Raw genomic sequence first — 18,273 nt, 5'->3', positions numbered from 1 at the left:
AGTCCAAGAAGACTTTTCTTTTGTCTTGTACTTCATTTGTCTACTCATCTTCATTTTCATCTACTCCTTTTTTTGAAGCTTTAGAGAGAAAGAAGATTGCCAAAGTTAACATCAAGACCAGAAGGTAGATGACAATAGGAAACCAGATATAGGATGACTCCAGTGAAAACAAAGGTGACAGAACAACTCTTCCTCTTTTTCTCACACCAATCAGTTGAAAAATGAAGCTAAGGATATTGATATAAATAAAGGGTTCACAGAATTTTTTAAGGGTCTTTTCTTTTTTAGTTTTCACTGACAAAAAGAGAGCATAAAACCTATTACCCAAGATAAAAAGATTCAATTGCAAAGGAAATAAGAGTTCTCTGTACCGAAAATCAGCTGGAATGCTTTTGTTCTGTGATGTTGTGAATTCTATAACTAGGAACAAGATGATATAAAAGAAAATATCAAGCATAAATTTGACAAATCGATGCCCTTGTAACCAAAAACGTACTGAATCTAAGCCAGATGATTTCTTATAATTTGCCTCTTTTACTTTCATAATAACTTCTCTCTATTCAAAAATATATTCTAAAACGTAATCATTTGTTGATTGTGCAATCTGAAAACAAATCACAACTGTCCTTGCATTTAACTCTCAAATTCTGATGATTTCTTATATACCATTCTAATTTCAGTGATCGGTTTTCCAAGGTCAAGTATTTTTTCTTGCCCATCAAAAGTAAAACCCATTTTTTGATAGAAAGCAATGGCTCGCTTATTCTCTTTTAATACCCATAAAAATATTTCAGAGAACTGTTCAAGAGTCGTCAGAGCTTCCTTCATTAACTTCTGAGCAATACCTTTTCCATAATAGTCTTTTAACACATATAAGGCAATAATTTCGCCAGCTTGAATAGCCTCATCACGAAAGTTTCCATAACTGATAAAACCAACTACCTTCATGCCATCCATCGCGATCAATGTATTTTCTGGATATTTTTGACTAAAGAATCGACATCTTTCTAATGTCATTGTCTCCTGAAATTCTGCAGGTAAAAGGTCGTCATAAGCCTCTCTCCACGTCTGCCAATGAACGAGAGATTTTCCTTCTATCTCTTCAGGAGTTTCCATCTGTTTGACTGTGATGACCATTTGCTTCCTCCCATTCTTCTCTCAAAATGCCGTATTTAATACTATCATAATAAACACCTTGATAATAACGAACTTTTGGAATATGAGCTTCTTTTTTCATTCTTAATTTCTCAGCCAATTTCATCATACCAAAATTTCCTGACCAAGTTGTCAAACCAAGATGCTCCAACTCCAAGTAATCCTTAAATGTCCGATCTATCCATTGTAGCATAGCAGCTTTTCCAATGCCAGAGTTCCAAAACTTGCTATCATAAATACAAATCCCCAATTCCATCCATCTTGTTTGTTTACATACCCAGTAGCGCGAAACAGTCCCAACTAGTTTATCATCAACAAAAATGCCAAGGCGATTTGAGTTGTTTAGAGTAGATTCTGATTTTTGGAGTTTAAATTCTTGAAAATTAGGAAAATGCTGATAATCGTCATAATAGGGAGCATCATACTGCTTCCAAATTGGATTAGATTGTGAATAAGCAATTTCCCACAAAGACACCAAATCTTCTTCAATTAGTTTTCTTAAATAAACCATACTTTTTCCTAATCCAACGCCTTCACTTCCAACATCATATCGCGGATCTGAGCTGCGAGTTCAAAGTCAAGCACTTCGACGGCTTCTTGCATTTGTTTTTTGAGTTTTTTGACGAGTTCCTTGCGTTCTTGTTTGTTGAGGCTATTGATATCGACTTCCTTGTCCTCTTCTTTGGAAACTGCCTTGGTTACGGCGATTAGATCACGGATTTCTTTCTTTATGGTTTGAGGTACGATACCATGCTCTTCATTATAAGCCATCTGGATTTTCCGACGGCGGGCAGTTTCATCGATAGCACGTTGCATAGACTGAGTCATGGTATCCGCATACATGATGACATGACCTTCACTGTTACGGGCGGCACGTCCAATGGTCTGGATGAGTCCACGCTCGTTACGGAGGAATCCTTCCTTGTCAGCATCGAGAATGGCAACCAAGCTTACCTCAGGAACGTCAATCCCTTCGCGGAGCAGGTTGATTCCGACCAAGACATCAAAGACACCCAAGCGTAGGTCACGGATAATCTCCGTCCGCTCCAAGGTCTTGATATCCGAGTGCATGTACTTGACCTTGATGCCCATTTCTTTGAAGTAGTCAGTCAAGTCTTCTGCCATCTTCTTAGTCAAGGTTGTGATAAAGGTTCGTTCATTCTTTTCAACACGGGCATTGATTTCACCTAGGAGGTCATCAATCTGTCCCATAGTCGGACGGACTTCCACCTCTGGGTCTAGAAGTCCTGTCGGACGAATGATTTGCTCAATCACTGTCTCGGTCTGTTCATTTTCATAGTCACCTGGTGTCGCTGAAACATATACAATCTGATGAACGTGACTCTCAAACTCCTCACGACGGAGAGGGCGATTGTCCAAGGCAGACGGCAAACGGAAACCATAATTAACTAGCATTTCCTTACGAGAACGGTCTCCATTATACATTCCCTTGATTTGCCCCATGGTCATGTGACTTTCATCAATCATGATCAAGAAATCATCAGGGAAAAAGTCGAGAAGCGTATAAGGAGGCTCTCCTTCACTACGACCATCCATGTGGCGTGAGTAGTTCTCAACCCCATTTGTATAACCCATCTCACGTAACATCTCAATATCATACTCTGTCCGCTGTTTCAAACGCTGGGCCTCTAGCAGTTTACCTTCCTTCTCAAAGACAGCTAACTGCTCTTCTAATTCTGCTTGAATTTTTGCAATCGCAACTTCCATATGGTCGTCATTGGTCACAAAGTGAGTGGCAGGGAAAATCGCCAAATGATCCACTTCGCCCAATACCTGACCTGTCAAAGCCTCAACCTCGCGGATACGGTCAATCTCATCCCCGAAAAACTCAACTCGAAAAGCGTGTTCATCACGAGAAGCTGGGAAAATCTCCACCACATCCCCGCGAACGCGAAATCTTCCCCGTTGGAAATCAATATCATTGCGTTCAAACTGAATATCCACCAAGTCATTCAAGAGTTTATCACGAGAAATCTCCAGACCTGGACGGAGACTAACGACACTATCAGCATATTCCTTGGGCGAACCCAAACCATAGATACAAGAAACAGAAGCCACGACGATGACATCGTTACGCTCCAGAAGAGCCGAAGTCGCTGAGTGACGGAGCTTGTCAATCTCATCATTGACAGAGCTGTCCTTCTCAATATAGGTATCGCTCGAAGGGACATAAGCCTCGGGTTGGTAATAATCATAGTAAGATACAAAATACTCAACAGCATTTTCAGGGAAAAATTCCTTAAATTCTCCATAGAGCTGACCAGCCAGAGTCTTATTGTGGGCAATGACCAAAGTTGGTTTATTGACTTTGGAAATGACCTGACTCATGGTATAAGTTTTCCCAGTACCAGTCGCGCCCATCAGAATCTGTGCTTTTTCTCCGCCCTCGATATTATCGACCAACTGCTCAATCGCTTGGGGTTGATCTCCTGATGGTTCATATTTTGATACTAGTTTAAATTGATTGTCTGTAATTCGATTTATCATGATTGCCTCATCTGCATTTTTCTATCCTTCTATTTTACCATAAATTTACTTTTCAGACTCTACTCTAGGTTGATAAGAGTTAGTGTTTCATGTTATATTTCCTTACATAAAATTCATAAAATTTGCCTTTTCATTCATTTTCTGATATAATGGGAAAATATTCGAAAAAGGAGACTAAAAATGAAGAAAAAAATACTAGCATGTTTGCTCATTTTATTTCCCATTTTCTCACTAGGTATGGCAAAAGCTGATACTGTTAAGATTGTGTCTGATACAGCTTACGCACCTTTTGAGTTTAAAGATTCAGATCAAACCTATAAGGGAATTGATGTTGATATTATCAATAAAGTCGCAGAAATCAAAGGATGGAACATCCAAATGTCTTATCCTGGCTTTGATGCAGCTGTAAATGCAGTGCAGTCAGGTCAGGCAGATGCTATTATGGCAGGTATGACAAAAACAAAAGAACGTGAAAATGTCTTTACCATGTCTGATACCTATTATGATACAAAAGTTGTCATTGCCACCACAAAGGCAAATAAAATCACCAAATATGAGGAACTTAGCGGAAAAACGGTTGGGGTTAAGAACGGAACTGCTGCTCAACGTTTCCTCGAAAGTATCAAAGATAAATACGGTTTCTCTATTAAAACCTTTGATACAAGTGATTTGATGAATAACAGTCTAAGTGCTGGTGCTGTAAATGCCATCATGGATGATAAACCTGTTATTGAGTATGCGATTAATCAAGGACAAGATCTCAGCATCAATATGGATGGTGAGGCTGTTGGAAGCTTTGCTTTTGGTGTCAAGAAAGGGAGCAAGTATGAACACTTGGTTACCGAGTTTAATGAAGCCCTAGCACAAATGAAGAAGGATGGTAGCTTGGAGCAAATCATCCAAAAATGGACAGCTTCTACAACTACGGCAACCCCAACGACAACTACTGCTGCTGGACAAAAAGCTACTCCTGTGAAAAGCAAGTACATTATTGCCAGCGACTCATCTTTTGCCCCATTCGTCTTTCAAAATTCAAGCAATCAATACACCGGTATTGATATGGACCTTATCAAGGCCATTGCCAAAGATCAAGGTTTTGAAATTGAAATTACCAACCCAGGATTTGACGCAGCCATTAGTGCTGTTCAAGCAGGACAAGCAGATGGTATCATTGCTGGCATGTCTGTAACAGATGCCCGTAAGGAAACCTTCGACTTCTCAGAATCCTACTACACAGCAAATACGATTCTCGGCGTGAAAGAATCAAGCACCATCGCTTCTTATGAGGACCTCAAGGATAAAACTGTCGGTGTTAAAAACGGAACCGCTTCTCAAACCTTCCTTACTGAGAATCAAAACAAATACGGCTATAAGATTAAAACCTTTGCAGATGGCGCATCAATGTATGACAGTCTGAATACTGGATCTATCGATGCCGTGATGGATGATGAGCCAGTTCTCAAATATTCTATCAGCCAAGGTCAAAAATTGAAAACGCCAATCGCTGGAACTCCAATCGGAGAAACAGCCTTTGCGGTTAAAAAAGGAACAAACCCAGAATTGATCCAGATGTTCAATAATGGACTTGCGAACCTCAAAGCTAACGGAGAATTCCAAAAGATTCTTGACAAGTATTTAGCTAGCGAAACTTCAACTGACTCTACAAGTACGGTTGACGAAACAACTATCTGGGGCTTGCTTCAAAATAACTACAAACAACTTCTTAGTGGACTTGGAATCACTCTTGCTCTAGCGCTTATTTCATTTGCAATTGCCATTGTCATTGGTATTATCTTCGGTATGTTTAGCGTTAGCCCATACAAATCACTTCGTCTGATCTCTGAGATTTTCGTTGACGTTATCCGTGGTATCCCATTGATGATTCTTGCAGCCTTCATCTTCTGGGGTATTCCAAACTTCATCGAGTCCATTACAGGCCAACAAAGTCCAATCAATGACTTTGTAGCTGGTACTATCGCCCTCTCACTCAATGCAGCTGCTTATATCGCTGAAATTGTTCGTGGTGGGATTCAAGCTGTTCCAGTTGGGCAAATGGAGGCCAGCCGCAGTCTTGGTATCTCTTATGGAAAAACCATGCGTAAGATTATCTTGCCACAAGCGACTAAATTGATGTTGCCAAACTTTGTCAACCAATTCGTTATTGCTCTTAAAGATACAACCATCGTGTCTGCTATCGGTTTGGTGGAACTTTTCCAAACTGGTAAGATTATCATTGCCCGTAACTACCAAAGTTTCAAGATGTATGCAATCCTTGCTATCTTCTATCTTGTAATTATCACGCTTTTGACTAGACTAGCGAAACGCTTAGAAAAGAGGATTCGTTAATGGCAAAACTAAAAATTGATGTAAATGATTTGCATAAGTATTATGGAAAAAACGAAGTTTTAAAAGGAATTACAACTAAATTCTATGAAGGAGATGTTGTCTGCATCATCGGTCCTTCTGGCTCTGGTAAATCCACTTTCCTCCGTAGCCTTAACCTTCTCGAGGAGGTAACAAGTGGCCACATCACAGTGAATGGCTATGATTTGACTGAAAAATCAACCAATGTCGACCATGTTCGTGAGAACGTAGGAATGGTCTTCCAACACTTCAACCTCTTCCCTCACATGTCAGTCCTAGAAAATATCACTTTTGCACCTATTGAACACAAACGGATGACCAAAGAAGAAGCTGAAAAATTGGGGATGGAGTTGCTGGAGAAAGTCGGTCTTGCAGACAAAGCTAAGGCAAATCCAGATAGCCTATCAGGTGGTCAAAAACAGCGTGTAGCTATCGCTCGTGGACTTGCCATGAATCCTGATATCATGCTCTTTGACGAGCCAACTTCCGCTCTGGACCCTGAGATGGTCGGAGATGTACTGAATGTTATGAAGGAATTGGCGGAACAAGGCATGACCATGATTATCGTAACCCATGAGATGGGATTTGCTCGTCAGGTGGCTAACCGTGTTATCTTTACGGCTGATGGTGAATTTTTAGAAGATGGAACTCCAGATCAAATCTTTGACAACCCGCAACACCCTCGTCTAAAAGAATTCTTGGACAAGGTCTTAAATGTATAAAACAAAACTGTAAGGTTCTCCTTACAGTTTTTTAATTGCGTATTGGATTTTTTGTTTTTTTTGAAAATTATGATAAAATAAAAACTATGATAATGAGGAAATCTCATCCCTAGTCCAACTAGGAAAAAATATAGAAATTAGGTAGCTAGATGTCATCAAAGGTTATTGTTACAATTTTCGGTGCGAGTGGAGATTTAGCTAAACGCAAACTCTACCCTTCCCTTTTCAGACTCTATAAATCAGGCAATCTCTCTGAGCATTTTGCTGTTATCGGAACAGCTCGTAGACCTTGGAGTAAGGAATATTTTGAATCTGTAGTTGTCGAGTCCATCCTTGATTTGGCAGATAGTACCGAGCAAGCCCAAGAATTTGCCAGCCACTTCTACTATCAAAGCCATGATGTGAATGATACAGAACATTACATTGCTTTGCGCCAATTACAAGCTGAGCTGAATGAAAAATACCAAGCTGAACACAATAAGCTCTTCTTCTTGTCTATGGCGCCTCAGTTCTTTGGAACCATTGCCAAGCACCTCAAATCTGAAAACATTGTTGATGGCAAAGGTTTTGAGCGCTTGATCGTTGAAAAACCATTTGGTACAGACTACGAAACAGCTAGCAAACTCAATGAAGATCTCCTTGCGGCCTTTGATGAAGAGCAAATCTACCGTATCGACCATTACCTAGGTAAAGAGATGATTCAGATTACCTTTGCGGAACGCTTGGGTGTAGAAGAACGTGGTGGCTACTATGATCAATCTGGTGCCCTTCGTGATATGGTGCAAAACCATACACTCCAACTCCTCTCTCTTCTAGCCATGGACAAACCAGCTAGCTTTACAAAGGATGAGATTCGTGCTGAAAAGATAAAAGTCTTTAAAAACCTCTATCATCCAACTGAGGAAGAACTGAAAGAACAGTTTATCCGTGGTCAATATCGCTCTGGTAAAATCGATGGCATGAAATACATTTCCTATCGTAGCGAGCCAAATGTCGATCCTGAATCTACAACAGAAACCTTTGCATCTGGCGCCTTCTTTGTAGATAGCGATCGTTTCCGTGGTGTTCCCTTCTTCTTCCGTACTGGTAAACGTCTGACTGAAAAAGGAACTCATGTCAATATCGTCTTTAAGCAAATGGACTCAATCTTCGGCGAGCCTTTGGCGCCAAATATCTTGACCATCTATATCCAACCAACTGAAGGATTCTCTCTTAGCCTCAATGGGAAGCAAGTCGGTGAAGAATTTAACCTAGCACCAAGCTCTCTGGATTACCGTACAGATGCTACTGCTACTGGAGCCTCACCAGATCCGTACGAGAAATTAATCTACGATGTTTTGAACAACAACTCTACCAACTTTAGCCACTGGGATGAGGTAAGTGCTTCATGGAAATTGATTGACCGTATCGAAAAGCTCTGGGCTGAAAACGGTGCTCCACTCTACGATTATAAATCTGGGAGCATGGGACCACAAGCTAGCTTTGACTTACTTGAGAAGTATGGAGCCAAATGGACCTGGCAACCAGATATCGCCTATCGTGAAGATGGACGTTTAGAATAGCAAAAATATCCTGCAAGATTAACTTGCAGGATATTTATTTTGTATTAAATCAAGCCTTCTAAGAGACCTTTCATAAAGTTTTCTGAGTTAAATTCCCCGATATCATCAATTTTTTCACCGAAACCGATCAATTTTACAGGGATATTAAGTTCTTCTCGGATAGCCAGAACAACGCCACCTCGGGCAGTTCCATCAATTTTTGTCAAAACAATTCCTGTCAATGGTGTTATCTTCGAAAATTCCTTAGCTTGTACCAAGGCGTTCTGTCCAGTTGAAGCATCGAGTGCCAGGAAAGTTTCATGAGGTGCTTCAGGAACGACACGTTTGATAATACGACCAATCTTTTCCAACTCAGCCATAAGGTTGTCCTTGTTTTGCAGACGACCTGCTGTATCAATCATAAGGATATCAATCCCTTCAGCTACAGCACGTTCCATCCCATCAAAGACCACACTTGCTGGATCAGCCTTTTCTGGCCCTGTCACAACAGGAACATCCACACGTCGACCCCATTCTGCTAGCTGGGCCACAGCACCCGCACGGAAGGTATCTGCCGCAACTAGCATGACTTTCTTGCCAGCTTGTTTGTAGCGATGAGCCAATTTCCCGATAGAAGTTGTTTTCCCAACGCCATTGACTCCGACAAAGAGCATGACGGTCAAACCATCTTGAAAATGGATTTGTTCATCGTAGTTGCCATCCTTCTCATAGAGTTCAACCAATTTCTCGATAATGACTCGACGAAGTGCGTCAGGTTTCTTAGCGTTTTCAAGTTTGGCTTCATAGCGTAGTTCTTCTGTTAAGTTTGAAGCGACCTGCACACCGACGTCACTCATGATGAGCAGTTCTTCCAATTCCTCGAAGAATTCTTCATCGACAGAACGGAAGTTGGCAAAGAAGGCATTCAAACGAGCACCGAATCCGGTACGCGTCTTTTTGAGACTGCGGTCATATTTTTCCTGAACGGTTTCCTCAACCTGAGGAAGTTCTTCTTCTACTACTTCAGAAGCTAGCTCTTCTTCGAACTCTACAGTTTCTTGGTTCTCTTCTTCTAGAATTTCTTCTGGCTCTTGGAATTGTTCCAATTCATCATATTCTAGCTCAAGCTCTTCCTGAGAAGTTTCTTCGACTGCTTCTGGTTCAATCACTTCTTCTGTCGAGATCTGAGGTGTTTCTTCCACTTTGTCTCTTGCTGTCTCTTCCTGAGCAGTTTCTTCGACTGCCGTTTGGTTTTCCTCAACTTCTTCTGACAAATCAAGATTTTCCAGAGCTTCTTTTACAATATCTTCGATTTTTGGCTCTTCTTTTTTTCCGAATAGACGGTCAAATAATCCCATATTCTAGTTCTCCTTTAGCACGTATTCTTCGATAGCCCAGGCAACGGCTTCCTCGTCGTTGGTCATTGGGGTAATCACATTGGCAACTGCCTTAACTGCTGGAACTGCATTTTGCATGGCAACTCCCAGACCCGCCCACTCAATCATGGAAAGGTCATTGGCCTCGTCCCCACAAGCCATGACTTGACTTTGGTCGATTCCCAAGTGTTTAATTAATTTCGCTAAACCTGTTGCCTTGTGGACATTTTTCGGCGACCATTCCAATAAGAGTTCACGCGATTTGAAGATTTCATATTGGTCAAACAAGTCTGGAGAAATCTGTTGAATCGCTGCATCCAAAGGTTCTTGGGCAAAGGCAGTCACACATTTATTATATGTCATCTGACTAGATAGATCCTCAAAAGCGACAGGTACGAAAGTCAAGGCTGGGTTGAACTTAGCATAGAGACTTTCTTGGTCAGACTGGATTTGATAGACGGTTCCTTCTGAAATAGCATCTAACGGTAATCCGAGTTTTTCAGTTTCCTCGTACAAGCGTGCCACATCGTCGATTGAAAAGACGGTTTTATCGAGAATCTCTCCAGTATTTTTCTGTACCAGACCACCATTAAAGGTGATGGTGTACTCATCCTCCTGACCGTCAGTCCCTAGCTCATGGAGAAAGAAATCCATAGCCTTCAAAGGTCGACCTGTTGTCAGCACTACCTTAATGCCACGGTCACGCGCAGCTTTGAGAACCGCCTTGGTACGATCTGTCAGCTTTTTATCCGTTGTCAGCAAAGTACCGTCCAAATCCAGTGCAATCAATTTAATATCTGCCATTATAAGCCCTCCATATAAGTCATCACTGATTGGTTCTTATGGTGGCCAATCACTGTCTCTGCTAATTCTAAAATCTCTGGTCGCGCATTTTCAGGAGCGATTGGCTGTCCAACAACCTGCATCATGTGAAGGTCATTGAGATTATCGCCAAAAGCCATAATCTGATCCATGGTCAGACCAAGTTTTTTTGCCAGCTCAACAATAGCCACACCCTTATCAACATAGTCCAAGACAATATCAATGGATTCAAAACCTGTGGTCATGGCTTTCACACCAGGAACATTTTCGTTGACCCAGGCCTCACCAACTTCTATCGTTTCTTCAGTAAAGTTAGTAGTGAATTTAAAAATCTCATCCGTGATATCTTCCAAACGTGCCACTTTTTGAATGTTTTCATTGTAGTGACTGCTAAACATGAGATAGGTCTCATCCACTGTATCCAAAACATAACAAGCTTTTTTCCCAGTCAAGAGCATTTTTCTTTCGTCAAAATAAGGCGATTTCTTTAAAGCTTCAAAAGTGCTCAAGTAAAAATCCCGAGACATAGTAGCCTCATACATATCCTCACCATGAAACTCAACATAGCTCCCATTTTCAGCTATAAAAATCACTTCATCACGCACATCCGCAAACAACTTTTTCAGGGACAAGATACCGCGACCTGAAGCCACAGCAAAATAAATCCCCTTTTCCTTGTAAGAAACGAGTAAGTTTTTGAGGCGTTCCATATCAAACCGACCCTCACCATCTAGAAAGGTACCATCCATATCGGTTGCTACAAGTTTAATCATAAAATCCTTCATTCTCCAATTGATAAATCTATCTTCTATTATACCATAGATAAGTTTAAAAAGGTCCAGTACAGTAGGATAGCACTACTTTTTCGGAGAAACTTCAAAGGGCCTAAAAATTAGAATCGTAGAACTTTTTTCAGATAGTTTAAAAAGTTTGTATTCCCCTACTCTTTTCTCTATAATGGAGAGAAAGGAGATGACTATGACAGAAATAAAACATGAAATTGATGCTAACTTTACAGGCCGACTCAATATCTTACGCGCAGGTGTTCTAGGAGCCAATGATGGAATTATTTCCATTGCTGGAGTCGTTATCGGTGTTGCCAGTGCGACAAGCAATATCTGGATTATCTTTTTATCAGGATTGGCCGCTATCCTTGCTGGTGCTTTTTCTATGGCAGGCGGCGAATATGTCTCTGTATCCACTCAGAAAGACACGGAAGAAGCCGCTGTTGCTAGAGAGCAATTACTCTTGGATAAAGACATCGAATCTGCAAAACAATCCCTCTATGCTGCTTACTTACAAAATGGTGAGTGTGAAACGTCAGCCCAACTCTTGACCAACAAGGCCTTTTTAAAGAATCCACTCAAAGCCTTGGTTGAGGAAAAATACGGTATCGAGTACGAAGAATTTACCAATCCTTGGCATGCTGCAATCTCTAGCTTTATCGCCTTTGTACTGGGAAGTCTTCCTCCCATGCTTTCGATCACTGTCTTTCCAAGTGATTATCGCATTCCTGCTACTGTTTTTATCGTTGCCCTTTCCCTTCTCGTCACTGGCTATACCAGTGCTAAACTAGGCAAGGCACCTACGAAAACTGCTATGATCCGTAACCTCTGTATCGGACTTCTCACCATGGGAGTGACTTACCTGTTTGGACAACTCTTCAGCATTTAAGATAAAGAAATACCTCGATGAATATCGAGGTATCTTTTTTTTACATTTGCACAATCTTGCGATAGCTTCTTGAGGTAATCATAAAGATTAAGACATAGACGATGAGGAAGATAGCACAGATGGATAAAGTGACAGTCAACATCATGGTCGCATCTAGCACCCCAATTACTTTTAGGATGAGGCTAAGCATATGATAGGCAAAGGCAAGGTGTAGGAAGGCAAAGAGCAATGGGAGGAAGAAAACAGTTAGGACCTGTTTATTGATGGTTTGCTTGATTTGCTTTTGATCGAGACCGACTTTTTGCAAAATGATAAAGCGTTCACGGTCTTCATAGCCCTCAGAGATTTGTTTGTAGTAAATAACCAGGACTGTTCCCACCATAAAGATGATGGAGAGGAAGATACCGATAAAGAAGACCCCACCAAAGAGAGCACTCATCTGCGCACTACTATCAGCCAGATTGCTTCCGTAAACATAGCTTCCTTCTTTGCTTAATTCTCTATTAAAATCATCAAGGAATTTTGAATAGTCATTGGCAAGCTTGAGTTGCTCTTCCTCGCTAGCCGTTACGTTTATACCACCGTAGTATTGATTAAAGATGGAAGAGTTAGGATACTGGTCAAGAAAGGCTTTCAAGTCAGGAACAACCAGATAGTTATAGTCCGAAGTTAGAATATTGTACTGATTTGGAACATGTTCAAGAATAAAATCTTTTTTGATTTCTTCCTTTATTGTATAGGTCTGGTCATTTAGAGTCAGTTCTTTCTGTCCTTGAAGTTCTTTGTTTTTAGTAAACAATCCAACTTCCTTTCCTGAAAGTGCAAGTTTCTGACCCGTCATATTCTCGTAATCTTTTTGGTCAAAGACCATAAAAATAGTTTTCGGTTGAACACGATTTTGACCTTTCTCAAAAATGGTTAATTTCGTACCTTCTTGATTTGCCACACCAAAGCTACTGTATGTAAGGACTTCTTTCTTTGTAACAGTCAATCCCTTATCACTAGCATACTGGTCTAGGAGTTTATTTATGTCTTCTTTTTCAACATTCTGTCCTGTAATCCCAAAATCATGTGGATTCATGACTTTCTTGAAAGTTTCAGAGCCTTTAAAGATACTCGTTGCAGCAGACATAGTCACCAAGACCATGGTTGAGAGAATAGCAATCGTTGCAAGACCCACCGCATTTTTCTTCATACGGAAGATGAGGTTGGATACGGAAATCATGTTGTTGGGTTGGTAATAGTAACGCTTGTTTTTCTTCAAGATTTGTAGGAATACTGTAATCCCTGCATTGAACAAGAGATAGGTACCAAAGATTACCAGTAAGACTGCTACAAAGAAAATCAGAACAGCATTAAGTGGATTTTCAACGGTAACTGCTAGGAAATAGCCAGCTCCCATACTTATCAAACCTAGAATGGTTTGAAGACCTAAGAAACGTCCTTTTTTCTCACCACTGGCCTTCTCACGCGAAAGCTGAAGGGCATTCATGCGTGCGATGCGAAAGGCATTGATAAAAATTAGACCTAGGAAGATAGCTCCAAAGACGATGAGAACTAGGATGAAGACAATTGGTTGGAAAGTCGAAACGAGCTCCACTTTCATTTTCATCAGCTTCAGAAGAAGGGCAAAGATTAGCTTATCAAAGAGAGCTCCTAGGCCGAGACCAGCTGTCAAGGTTAAGGAACCAAAAATAAGAAGCTCCTTAAAAACCATACTGATCAAATGGCGCTTTTCAAGCCCCAGCATACCATATACACCCAGCTCCTTGGAGCGGTTCTTCATGACAAAACTATTGGCATAAAGTACAATAATTCCAGAAGCGATGGTAACAACTACCATACCGAGAGCCAAGGTCATAGAGATAGTTTCTCCCCCTCGGATCTTGCCAATATTAGGGTTAAGTGACAGTGAGTAAAAGAGATAGGTGATGGTCACTGCTAAGAGAACAGCTAAAGCAAAGGGATAGTAGAGTTTGCGGTTTTTGATTAAGTTGGATACCGCTAACTTATTGGTTAATCGGAACATACTAATTCACCTCGCTTGCCATAACAGTCAAAGTATCAGAGATTTCTTGGAACATCTGACGCTCTGTCTTGTCTCCGCGGTAGATTTGGTTGTAAAGAATGCCGTCTTTGATAAAGAGAACGCGCTTGGCCCTGCTGGCTGCTGCCGTTGAGTGAGTTACCATGAGAATGGTTTGGCCGCGTTCATTGATTTCATCAAATACATCAAGTAAGGCTGCAGATGACTTGGAGTCAAGTGCCCCTGTTGGCTCATCCGCAAGGAGAATTTCAGGTTCAGTGATGATGGCGCGTGCTACTGCTACCCGCTGCTTTTGACCACCTGAGATCTCGTAAGGGTACTTCTCTTGCAATTGGTTGATGCCCAAATTTTCAGCTGTCACTACCAATTTCTTCATCATCTCTGTGATAGGTTTTCGTGATAGAACTAACGGAAGCAAGATATTGTCCTTAACAGACAGGGTATCTAGCAAGTTAAAGTCCTGAAAGACAAATCCCAACTTCTCACGACGGAAACTCGAAGCCTGTGAATTTTTAATAGTGGCTGTGTCTGTTCCGTTTAAGTAAACCTGACCTCGAGTTGGTTTATCCAGCATAGCTAGGATGTTGAGCAGGGTTGATTTCCCAGAACCAGACTCACCCATGATGGCAACGTAGTCACCCTTTTCTACGGTAAAGTGAATATCTTTGAGTGCTTCGACTTGGTTTCCTTGGAAACGTGTTTTGTAGATTTTTTGAACGTGTTTTACATCTAAAAGTGTCATGATTTTCTCCTTCTTAATATCCCATCATTTGAAACTGTGCTTGCATCATAGCGCATCCCAGTTGAACACGCTCGATATCTTTTTGACTTGGTTTTCTTGTTTTCTTTTGTAAAATTCTTTTCATGGTTTTGCTCCTTTATTCTTTATGAGTCTAGTTTATCGCAAAAAAAGATGGCTTGCCATAACCTAACCTTACAAAAGAGACTTTAATCTTACATTTTTGTAAGATTGAAGAATATCAAGCAATTTCGCTATCAATATTTTACCATAAAAGAAAGGCAAGAAGAAAACCCTTGCGGATGCAAGGGTTAGGATTCACTACTTTTTCTAATTTCTTCAAGAAACAAGGAAATCATCTATAAACTATTTCCAAATCCGACTCACCAAAACCGTCCATCATTGTCATAAATGGCCTCAGCATCCTTACGTTTGCGTGGTCCTGTTCCGTACATTTCTGCTTCAATCTCTTCCTTAGTTGGCAGAATAGAGGCGAGGATGATGTAGATAATCACACCAATCCCAAAATTTGATATGGTAAAAATGGCAAAGAGAAAGCGGACTAGAGTTACATCAAAATTCCACTTGTCTGATAAACCAGCTAAAACTCCCGATACCATACTATTTCGTTTCATTTTATAAAATTTTGTATTCATGATTTGTTCCTCTTTCGGTATTCTTACAAGTAGTATATCATGAAACGGGGGCACAAACATCAGTCCTTAGGCCGATTTAGGATGACGAGTTTACCACGGCAGACGCCACAGCGATAGCACTTGGTATCAATCTTCCTCTTTCGTTGATAGCGTTGCTGGCAGGATTGACACTGATAAACTAGGAAATTACTTTGGGCTCTCAAAGGGGGAACAAAGCGTAGTCCATCCACTTCTTTCAAAAGTTCCTTAAAATCTCGGTCCTTATGCCGATACCCCTTTTTCTGAAAATAAAGGTGATAGTGACAGAGTTCATGGCGCACGATTTTCCGAAAAACCTCCAAACCAAGTTCATTATAGACCTTGGGATTAAAATCCAAATGCCCATCTTTAGGGAAAAATCGCCCACCTGTCGTTCGCAGACGAGAATTCCATTGGGCTTGGTGTGTAAAAGGTCTACCAAAGTCTTCGAGGGAAACGGACTGAACGTACTCAGTCAGTTTCATCTGGAGCTAGGAGCGACAGATTAACTTTTTCACGTTCAGTATCGATTTTCTTAACCCAAACCGTTACCAAATCTCCAACAGACACCACTTGACTAGGATGTTTGATAAATTTGCGACTCATGTGGGAAATATGGATCAAACCATCCTCGTGAATCCCGATATCAACGAAGGCACCGAAGTCAACGACATTACGCACCACACCTTCTAGCTTCTGGCCGACTTTTAAGTCTTTGATATCCAGTACATCTTGACGGAGTACAGGTGCATCAAAAGAATCACGGAAATCTCGACCTGGTTTGAGAAGGTCGGCAATAATATCTTTAAGGGTTTCTGGGCCAAGATCTAGTTCTTGCGCCATCTCCTTAACTGAAAGGGACTTAAGCTTATTTTGTGCTTCTTCATTCAACTCCTTGATATCCAAGCGTTTGAAAAGCTCCTTAACCGCAGCATAGTTCTCTGGATGAACTCCTGTATTATCAAGGATATTGCTACTTTCAGGAATACGGAGGAAACCTGCAGCTTGCTCAAAGGCTTTGGCACCTAGACGAGGAACCTTCTTGATTTGAGAACGTGAAGTGATTTTTCCTTCTTCCTCACGGTATTTGACGATATTTTCAGAAATGGTTTTATTGAGTCCAGCTACGTGGGAAAGAAGAGCTGGGCTGGCTGTATTGACATTGACACCGACTTGGTTAACCACCGTATCTACGACAAAGTCCAGACTCTCAGACAGTTTCTTCTGACTGACATCGTGCTGGTATTGACCGACACCGATTGACTTGGGATCAATTTTGACCAATTCAGCAAGGGGATCTTGCAAACGTCGAGCGATCGAGATAGCAGAGCGTTTTTCAACGGTCAAGTCTGGAAACTCCTGACGAGCTAGTTCACTAGCAGAATAGACAGAAGCGCCACTTTCATTGACGATAACATAGCTGACTTCTGGAAAATCTTTCAGAACTTCCGCCACAAAGGCTTCACTTTCACGACTGGCCGTTCCATTTCCGATGGCAATAATTTCCACGCCATACTGACCGATCAAGTCGGCTAAGTCTCGCTTGGCTTCTTCGATTTGACGATCGGAGGCTGGTTTTACTGGATAGATGACTTGAGTCGTCAGCATTTTCCCTGTTGCATCAACGACAGCTAGCTTGGCACCTGTACGAAAGGCTGGGTCAAATCCTAGAACCACGCGCCCTTTCAGCGGAGCAACCAAGAGGAGATTGCGCAGATTGTCAGAAAAGAGTTGGATAGCCCCTTCTTCCGCTTTCTCAGTCAACTCTGTCCGAATGCGTCGCTCAATAGCAGGCAATACCTTTTTCTTAACTGACTGTTGGACAACTTCATCTATATAGGCATTTTTGACTTTAAAACGAGCACCAAAGAAAGATAAGATACGGTCCGTCGCATGTTCAAAGCCAACCTTCAAAATACCTAATTTTTCCCCACGGTTGAGAGCCAAGGTACGATAGCCCTGCATGTTGCCAACTGTCTCTGAAAAATCATAATAAATCTGAAAAACTTGTTTTTCATCGAGATTTTCACCCTTGACTTGCGAAGTGATTTTAGAGTGTCTCAACACTTCCTGATAGGTCATAGCACGTAGATTGACATCTTCGGATAAGGCTTCGACCAAGATATCAACCGCACCAGCCAAGGCTTCTTGACCAGTCGCAAATCCTTCACAGACAAACTTCTCAGCTTCTTTCTCCAAGTCAGCTACATCCTGCAAAATCAAGCGAGCAAGAGGAAAGAGTCCAGCTTCACGGGCAATGGTAGCCTTGGTCCGACGTTTTTCCTTATAAGGAAGATAGAGTTCTTCTACATCTGCTAATTTCTCAGCTGCAAGGATAGCTTCTTCCAATTCCTTTGTTAGCTTACCTTGTTCTTGAATCTTAGCTAAGACAGCTTCTTTACGATCGTTGAGATTTGTCAGACTTTTATCCAGATCAATAATGGCCTTAATCGCTACCTCATCCAGACTACCAGTCATGTCCTTGCGATAACGGGCGATAAAGGGAATTGTCGCTCCTTCAGCGGTCAAACTTAGAACGGTATCGATTTGCTTTAAGGTTACACCCAAATCTTGGGAGATTTTTTCATATTTTTTATCCATATACCTATTATACCATAAGGAACAGCCCTTGTTTCGCCCTACCCTTTTTT

The 18,273-nt window shown here is 41.2% G+C and carries 16 protein-coding genes; 4 read left to right on the top strand and 12 right to left on the bottom strand.

Annotated elements, in window-relative coordinates; translation table 11 throughout:
- Window positions 1-40: 40 nt before the first annotated feature.
- From NYE79_RS04705 to uvrB, 4 genes are all read right to left on the bottom strand, one after another.
- On the bottom strand, window positions 41-544 hold the full coding sequence (locus tag NYE79_RS04705) for a hypothetical protein (RefSeq protein WP_049478196.1): 504 nt from the start codon (window positions 542-544) through the stop codon (window positions 41-43).
- A gap of 89 nt (window positions 545-633) precedes the next feature.
- Window positions 634-1,137, bottom strand: a complete 504-nt coding sequence (locus tag NYE79_RS04700; RefSeq protein WP_216728346.1) for a GNAT family N-acetyltransferase — start codon at window positions 1,135-1,137, stop codon at window positions 634-636.
- Window positions 1,103-1,666, bottom strand: coding sequence for a GNAT family protein (locus NYE79_RS04695; RefSeq protein ID WP_049490666.1), 564 nt, complete (start codon window positions 1,664-1,666; stop codon window positions 1,103-1,105). The genes NYE79_RS04700 and NYE79_RS04695 overlap by 35 nt, the downstream gene beginning before the upstream one ends.
- Before the next feature lie 8 nt (window positions 1,667-1,674).
- A complete protein-coding gene (gene uvrB, locus NYE79_RS04690) occupies window positions 1,675-3,663 on the bottom strand; it encodes an excinuclease ABC subunit UvrB (RefSeq protein ID WP_216728345.1) in 1,989 nt (662 codons plus the stop codon).
- Between the two features lie 180 nt (window positions 3,664-3,843).
- On the opposite strand from uvrB, the gene NYE79_RS04685 reads away from it, so the two are divergent.
- The 3 genes from NYE79_RS04685 (at window position 3,844) to NYE79_RS04675 (ending at window position 8,311) form a co-directional block, all read left to right on the top strand.
- Window positions 3,844-6,009, top strand: coding sequence for an ABC transporter substrate-binding protein/permease (locus NYE79_RS04685; RefSeq protein ID WP_049490668.1), 2,166 nt, complete (start codon window positions 3,844-3,846; stop codon window positions 6,007-6,009).
- On the top strand, window positions 6,009-6,749 hold the full coding sequence (locus NYE79_RS04680) for an amino acid ABC transporter ATP-binding protein (RefSeq protein ID WP_001096336.1): 741 nt from the start codon (window positions 6,009-6,011) through the stop codon (window positions 6,747-6,749). Before NYE79_RS04685 ends, NYE79_RS04680 begins: the two co-directional genes overlap by 1 nt.
- Before the next feature lie 149 nt (window positions 6,750-6,898).
- Window positions 6,899-8,311: a glucose-6-phosphate dehydrogenase gene (locus NYE79_RS04675; protein ID WP_339293826.1), complete on the top strand. Its 1,413-nt coding sequence runs from the start codon at window positions 6,899-6,901 to the stop codon at window positions 8,309-8,311.
- Between the two features lie 44 nt (window positions 8,312-8,355).
- Here NYE79_RS04675 and ftsY read toward each other — a convergent pair whose 3' ends face one another.
- The 3 genes from ftsY to NYE79_RS04660 are packed head-to-tail and all read right to left on the bottom strand — an operon-like array spanning window position 8,356 to window position 11,261.
- Window positions 8,356-9,648, bottom strand: coding sequence for a signal recognition particle-docking protein FtsY (gene ftsY, locus NYE79_RS04670; protein WP_049490674.1), 1,293 nt, complete (start codon window positions 9,646-9,648; stop codon window positions 8,356-8,358).
- Window positions 9,649-9,651: 3 nt separating this feature from the next.
- Window positions 9,652-10,470 carry a Cof-type HAD-IIB family hydrolase gene (locus tag NYE79_RS04665; RefSeq protein WP_000763417.1) on the bottom strand — a complete coding sequence of 273 codons (819 nt, stop codon included), beginning with the start codon at window positions 10,468-10,470 and terminating at the stop codon, window positions 9,652-9,654.
- A complete protein-coding gene (locus NYE79_RS04660; protein WP_339293825.1) occupies window positions 10,470-11,261 on the bottom strand; it encodes an HAD family hydrolase in 792 nt (263 codons plus the stop codon). Before NYE79_RS04660 ends, NYE79_RS04665 begins: the two co-directional genes overlap by 1 nt.
- 205 nt (window positions 11,262-11,466) lie before the next feature.
- On the opposite strand from NYE79_RS04660, the gene NYE79_RS04655 reads away from it, so the two are divergent.
- Window positions 11,467-12,162 carry a VIT family protein gene (locus tag NYE79_RS04655; RefSeq protein ID WP_084918319.1) on the top strand — a complete coding sequence of 232 codons (696 nt, stop codon included), beginning with the start codon at window positions 11,467-11,469 and terminating at the stop codon, window positions 12,160-12,162.
- Window positions 12,163-12,202: 40 nt separating this feature from the next.
- Here the strand turns inward: NYE79_RS04655 and NYE79_RS04650 are convergent, their stop codons facing one another.
- From NYE79_RS04650 to NYE79_RS04630, 5 genes are all read right to left on the bottom strand, one after another.
- Complete coding sequence (locus NYE79_RS04650; protein WP_084939731.1) at window positions 12,203-14,191, bottom strand: ABC transporter permease; 1,989 nt, start codon at window positions 14,189-14,191, stop codon at window positions 12,203-12,205.
- A gap of 1 nt (window position 14,192) precedes the next feature.
- Window positions 14,193-14,951, bottom strand: coding sequence for an ABC transporter ATP-binding protein (locus NYE79_RS04645; protein WP_000173369.1), 759 nt, complete (start codon window positions 14,949-14,951; stop codon window positions 14,193-14,195).
- 380 nt (window positions 14,952-15,331) lie between these two features.
- Entirely contained in the window at window positions 15,332-15,604 is a 273-nt protein-coding gene (locus NYE79_RS04640; RefSeq protein ID WP_001092787.1) for a PspC domain-containing protein, read from the bottom strand.
- Between the two features lie 59 nt (window positions 15,605-15,663).
- Window positions 15,664-16,107: a SprT family protein gene (locus tag NYE79_RS04635; RefSeq protein ID WP_000778613.1), complete on the bottom strand. Its 444-nt coding sequence runs from the start codon at window positions 16,105-16,107 to the stop codon at window positions 15,664-15,666.
- Entirely contained in the window at window positions 16,094-18,223 is a 2,130-nt protein-coding gene (locus tag NYE79_RS04630; protein WP_000359115.1) for a Tex family protein, read from the bottom strand. The genes NYE79_RS04635 and NYE79_RS04630 overlap by 14 nt, the downstream gene beginning before the upstream one ends.
- Window positions 18,224-18,273 lie beyond the last annotated feature (50 nt).

This window comes from Streptococcus sp. FSL W8-0197 (assembly GCF_037963785.1).
Classification (GTDB): domain Bacteria; phylum Bacillota; class Bacilli; order Lactobacillales; family Streptococcaceae; genus Streptococcus; species Streptococcus oralis_CQ.
This window is presented reverse-complemented; position numbering and strand designations above follow the sequence as displayed.

What these genes read in the sequence shown, in the direction of transcription:
- NYE79_RS04705 (WP_049478196.1), bottom strand. Translation starts at nt 544, where the DNA reads ATGAAAGTAAAAGAGGCAAATTATAAGAAATCATCTGGCTTAGATTCA.
- NYE79_RS04700 (WP_216728346.1), bottom strand. Translation starts at nt 1,137, where the DNA reads ATGGTCATCACAGTCAAACAGATGGAAACTCCTGAAGAGATAGAAGGA.
- NYE79_RS04695 (WP_049490666.1), bottom strand. Translation starts at nt 1,666, where the DNA reads ATGGTTTATTTAAGAAAACTAATTGAAGAAGATTTGGTGTCTTTGTGG.
- uvrB (WP_216728345.1), bottom strand. Translation starts at nt 3,663, where the DNA reads ATGATAAATCGAATTACAGACAATCAATTTAAACTAGTATCAAAATAT.
- NYE79_RS04685 (WP_049490668.1), top strand. Translation starts at nt 3,844, where the DNA reads ATGAAGAAAAAAATACTAGCATGTTTGCTCATTTTATTTCCCATTTTC.
- NYE79_RS04680 (WP_001096336.1), top strand. Translation starts at nt 6,009, where the DNA reads ATGGCAAAACTAAAAATTGATGTAAATGATTTGCATAAGTATTATGGA.
- NYE79_RS04675 (WP_339293826.1), top strand. Translation starts at nt 6,899, where the DNA reads ATGTCATCAAAGGTTATTGTTACAATTTTCGGTGCGAGTGGAGATTTA.
- ftsY (WP_049490674.1), bottom strand. Translation starts at nt 9,648, where the DNA reads ATGGGATTATTTGACCGTCTATTCGGAAAAAAAGAAGAGCCAAAAATC.
- NYE79_RS04665 (WP_000763417.1), bottom strand. Translation starts at nt 10,470, where the DNA reads ATGGCAGATATTAAATTGATTGCACTGGATTTGGACGGTACTTTGCTG.
- NYE79_RS04660 (WP_339293825.1), bottom strand. Translation starts at nt 11,261, where the DNA reads ATGATTAAACTTGTAGCAACCGATATGGATGGTACCTTTCTAGATGGT.
- NYE79_RS04655 (WP_084918319.1), top strand. Translation starts at nt 11,467, where the DNA reads ATGACAGAAATAAAACATGAAATTGATGCTAACTTTACAGGCCGACTC.
- NYE79_RS04650 (WP_084939731.1), bottom strand. Translation starts at nt 14,191, where the DNA reads ATGTTCCGATTAACCAATAAGTTAGCGGTATCCAACTTAATCAAAAAC.
- NYE79_RS04645 (WP_000173369.1), bottom strand. Translation starts at nt 14,951, where the DNA reads ATGACACTTTTAGATGTAAAACACGTTCAAAAAATCTACAAAACACGT.
- NYE79_RS04640 (WP_001092787.1), bottom strand. Translation starts at nt 15,604, where the DNA reads ATGAATACAAAATTTTATAAAATGAAACGAAATAGTATGGTATCGGGA.
- NYE79_RS04635 (WP_000778613.1), bottom strand. Translation starts at nt 16,107, where the DNA reads ATGAAACTGACTGAGTACGTTCAGTCCGTTTCCCTCGAAGACTTTGGT.
- NYE79_RS04630 (WP_000359115.1), bottom strand. Translation starts at nt 18,223, where the DNA reads ATGGATAAAAAATATGAAAAAATCTCCCAAGATTTGGGTGTAACCTTA.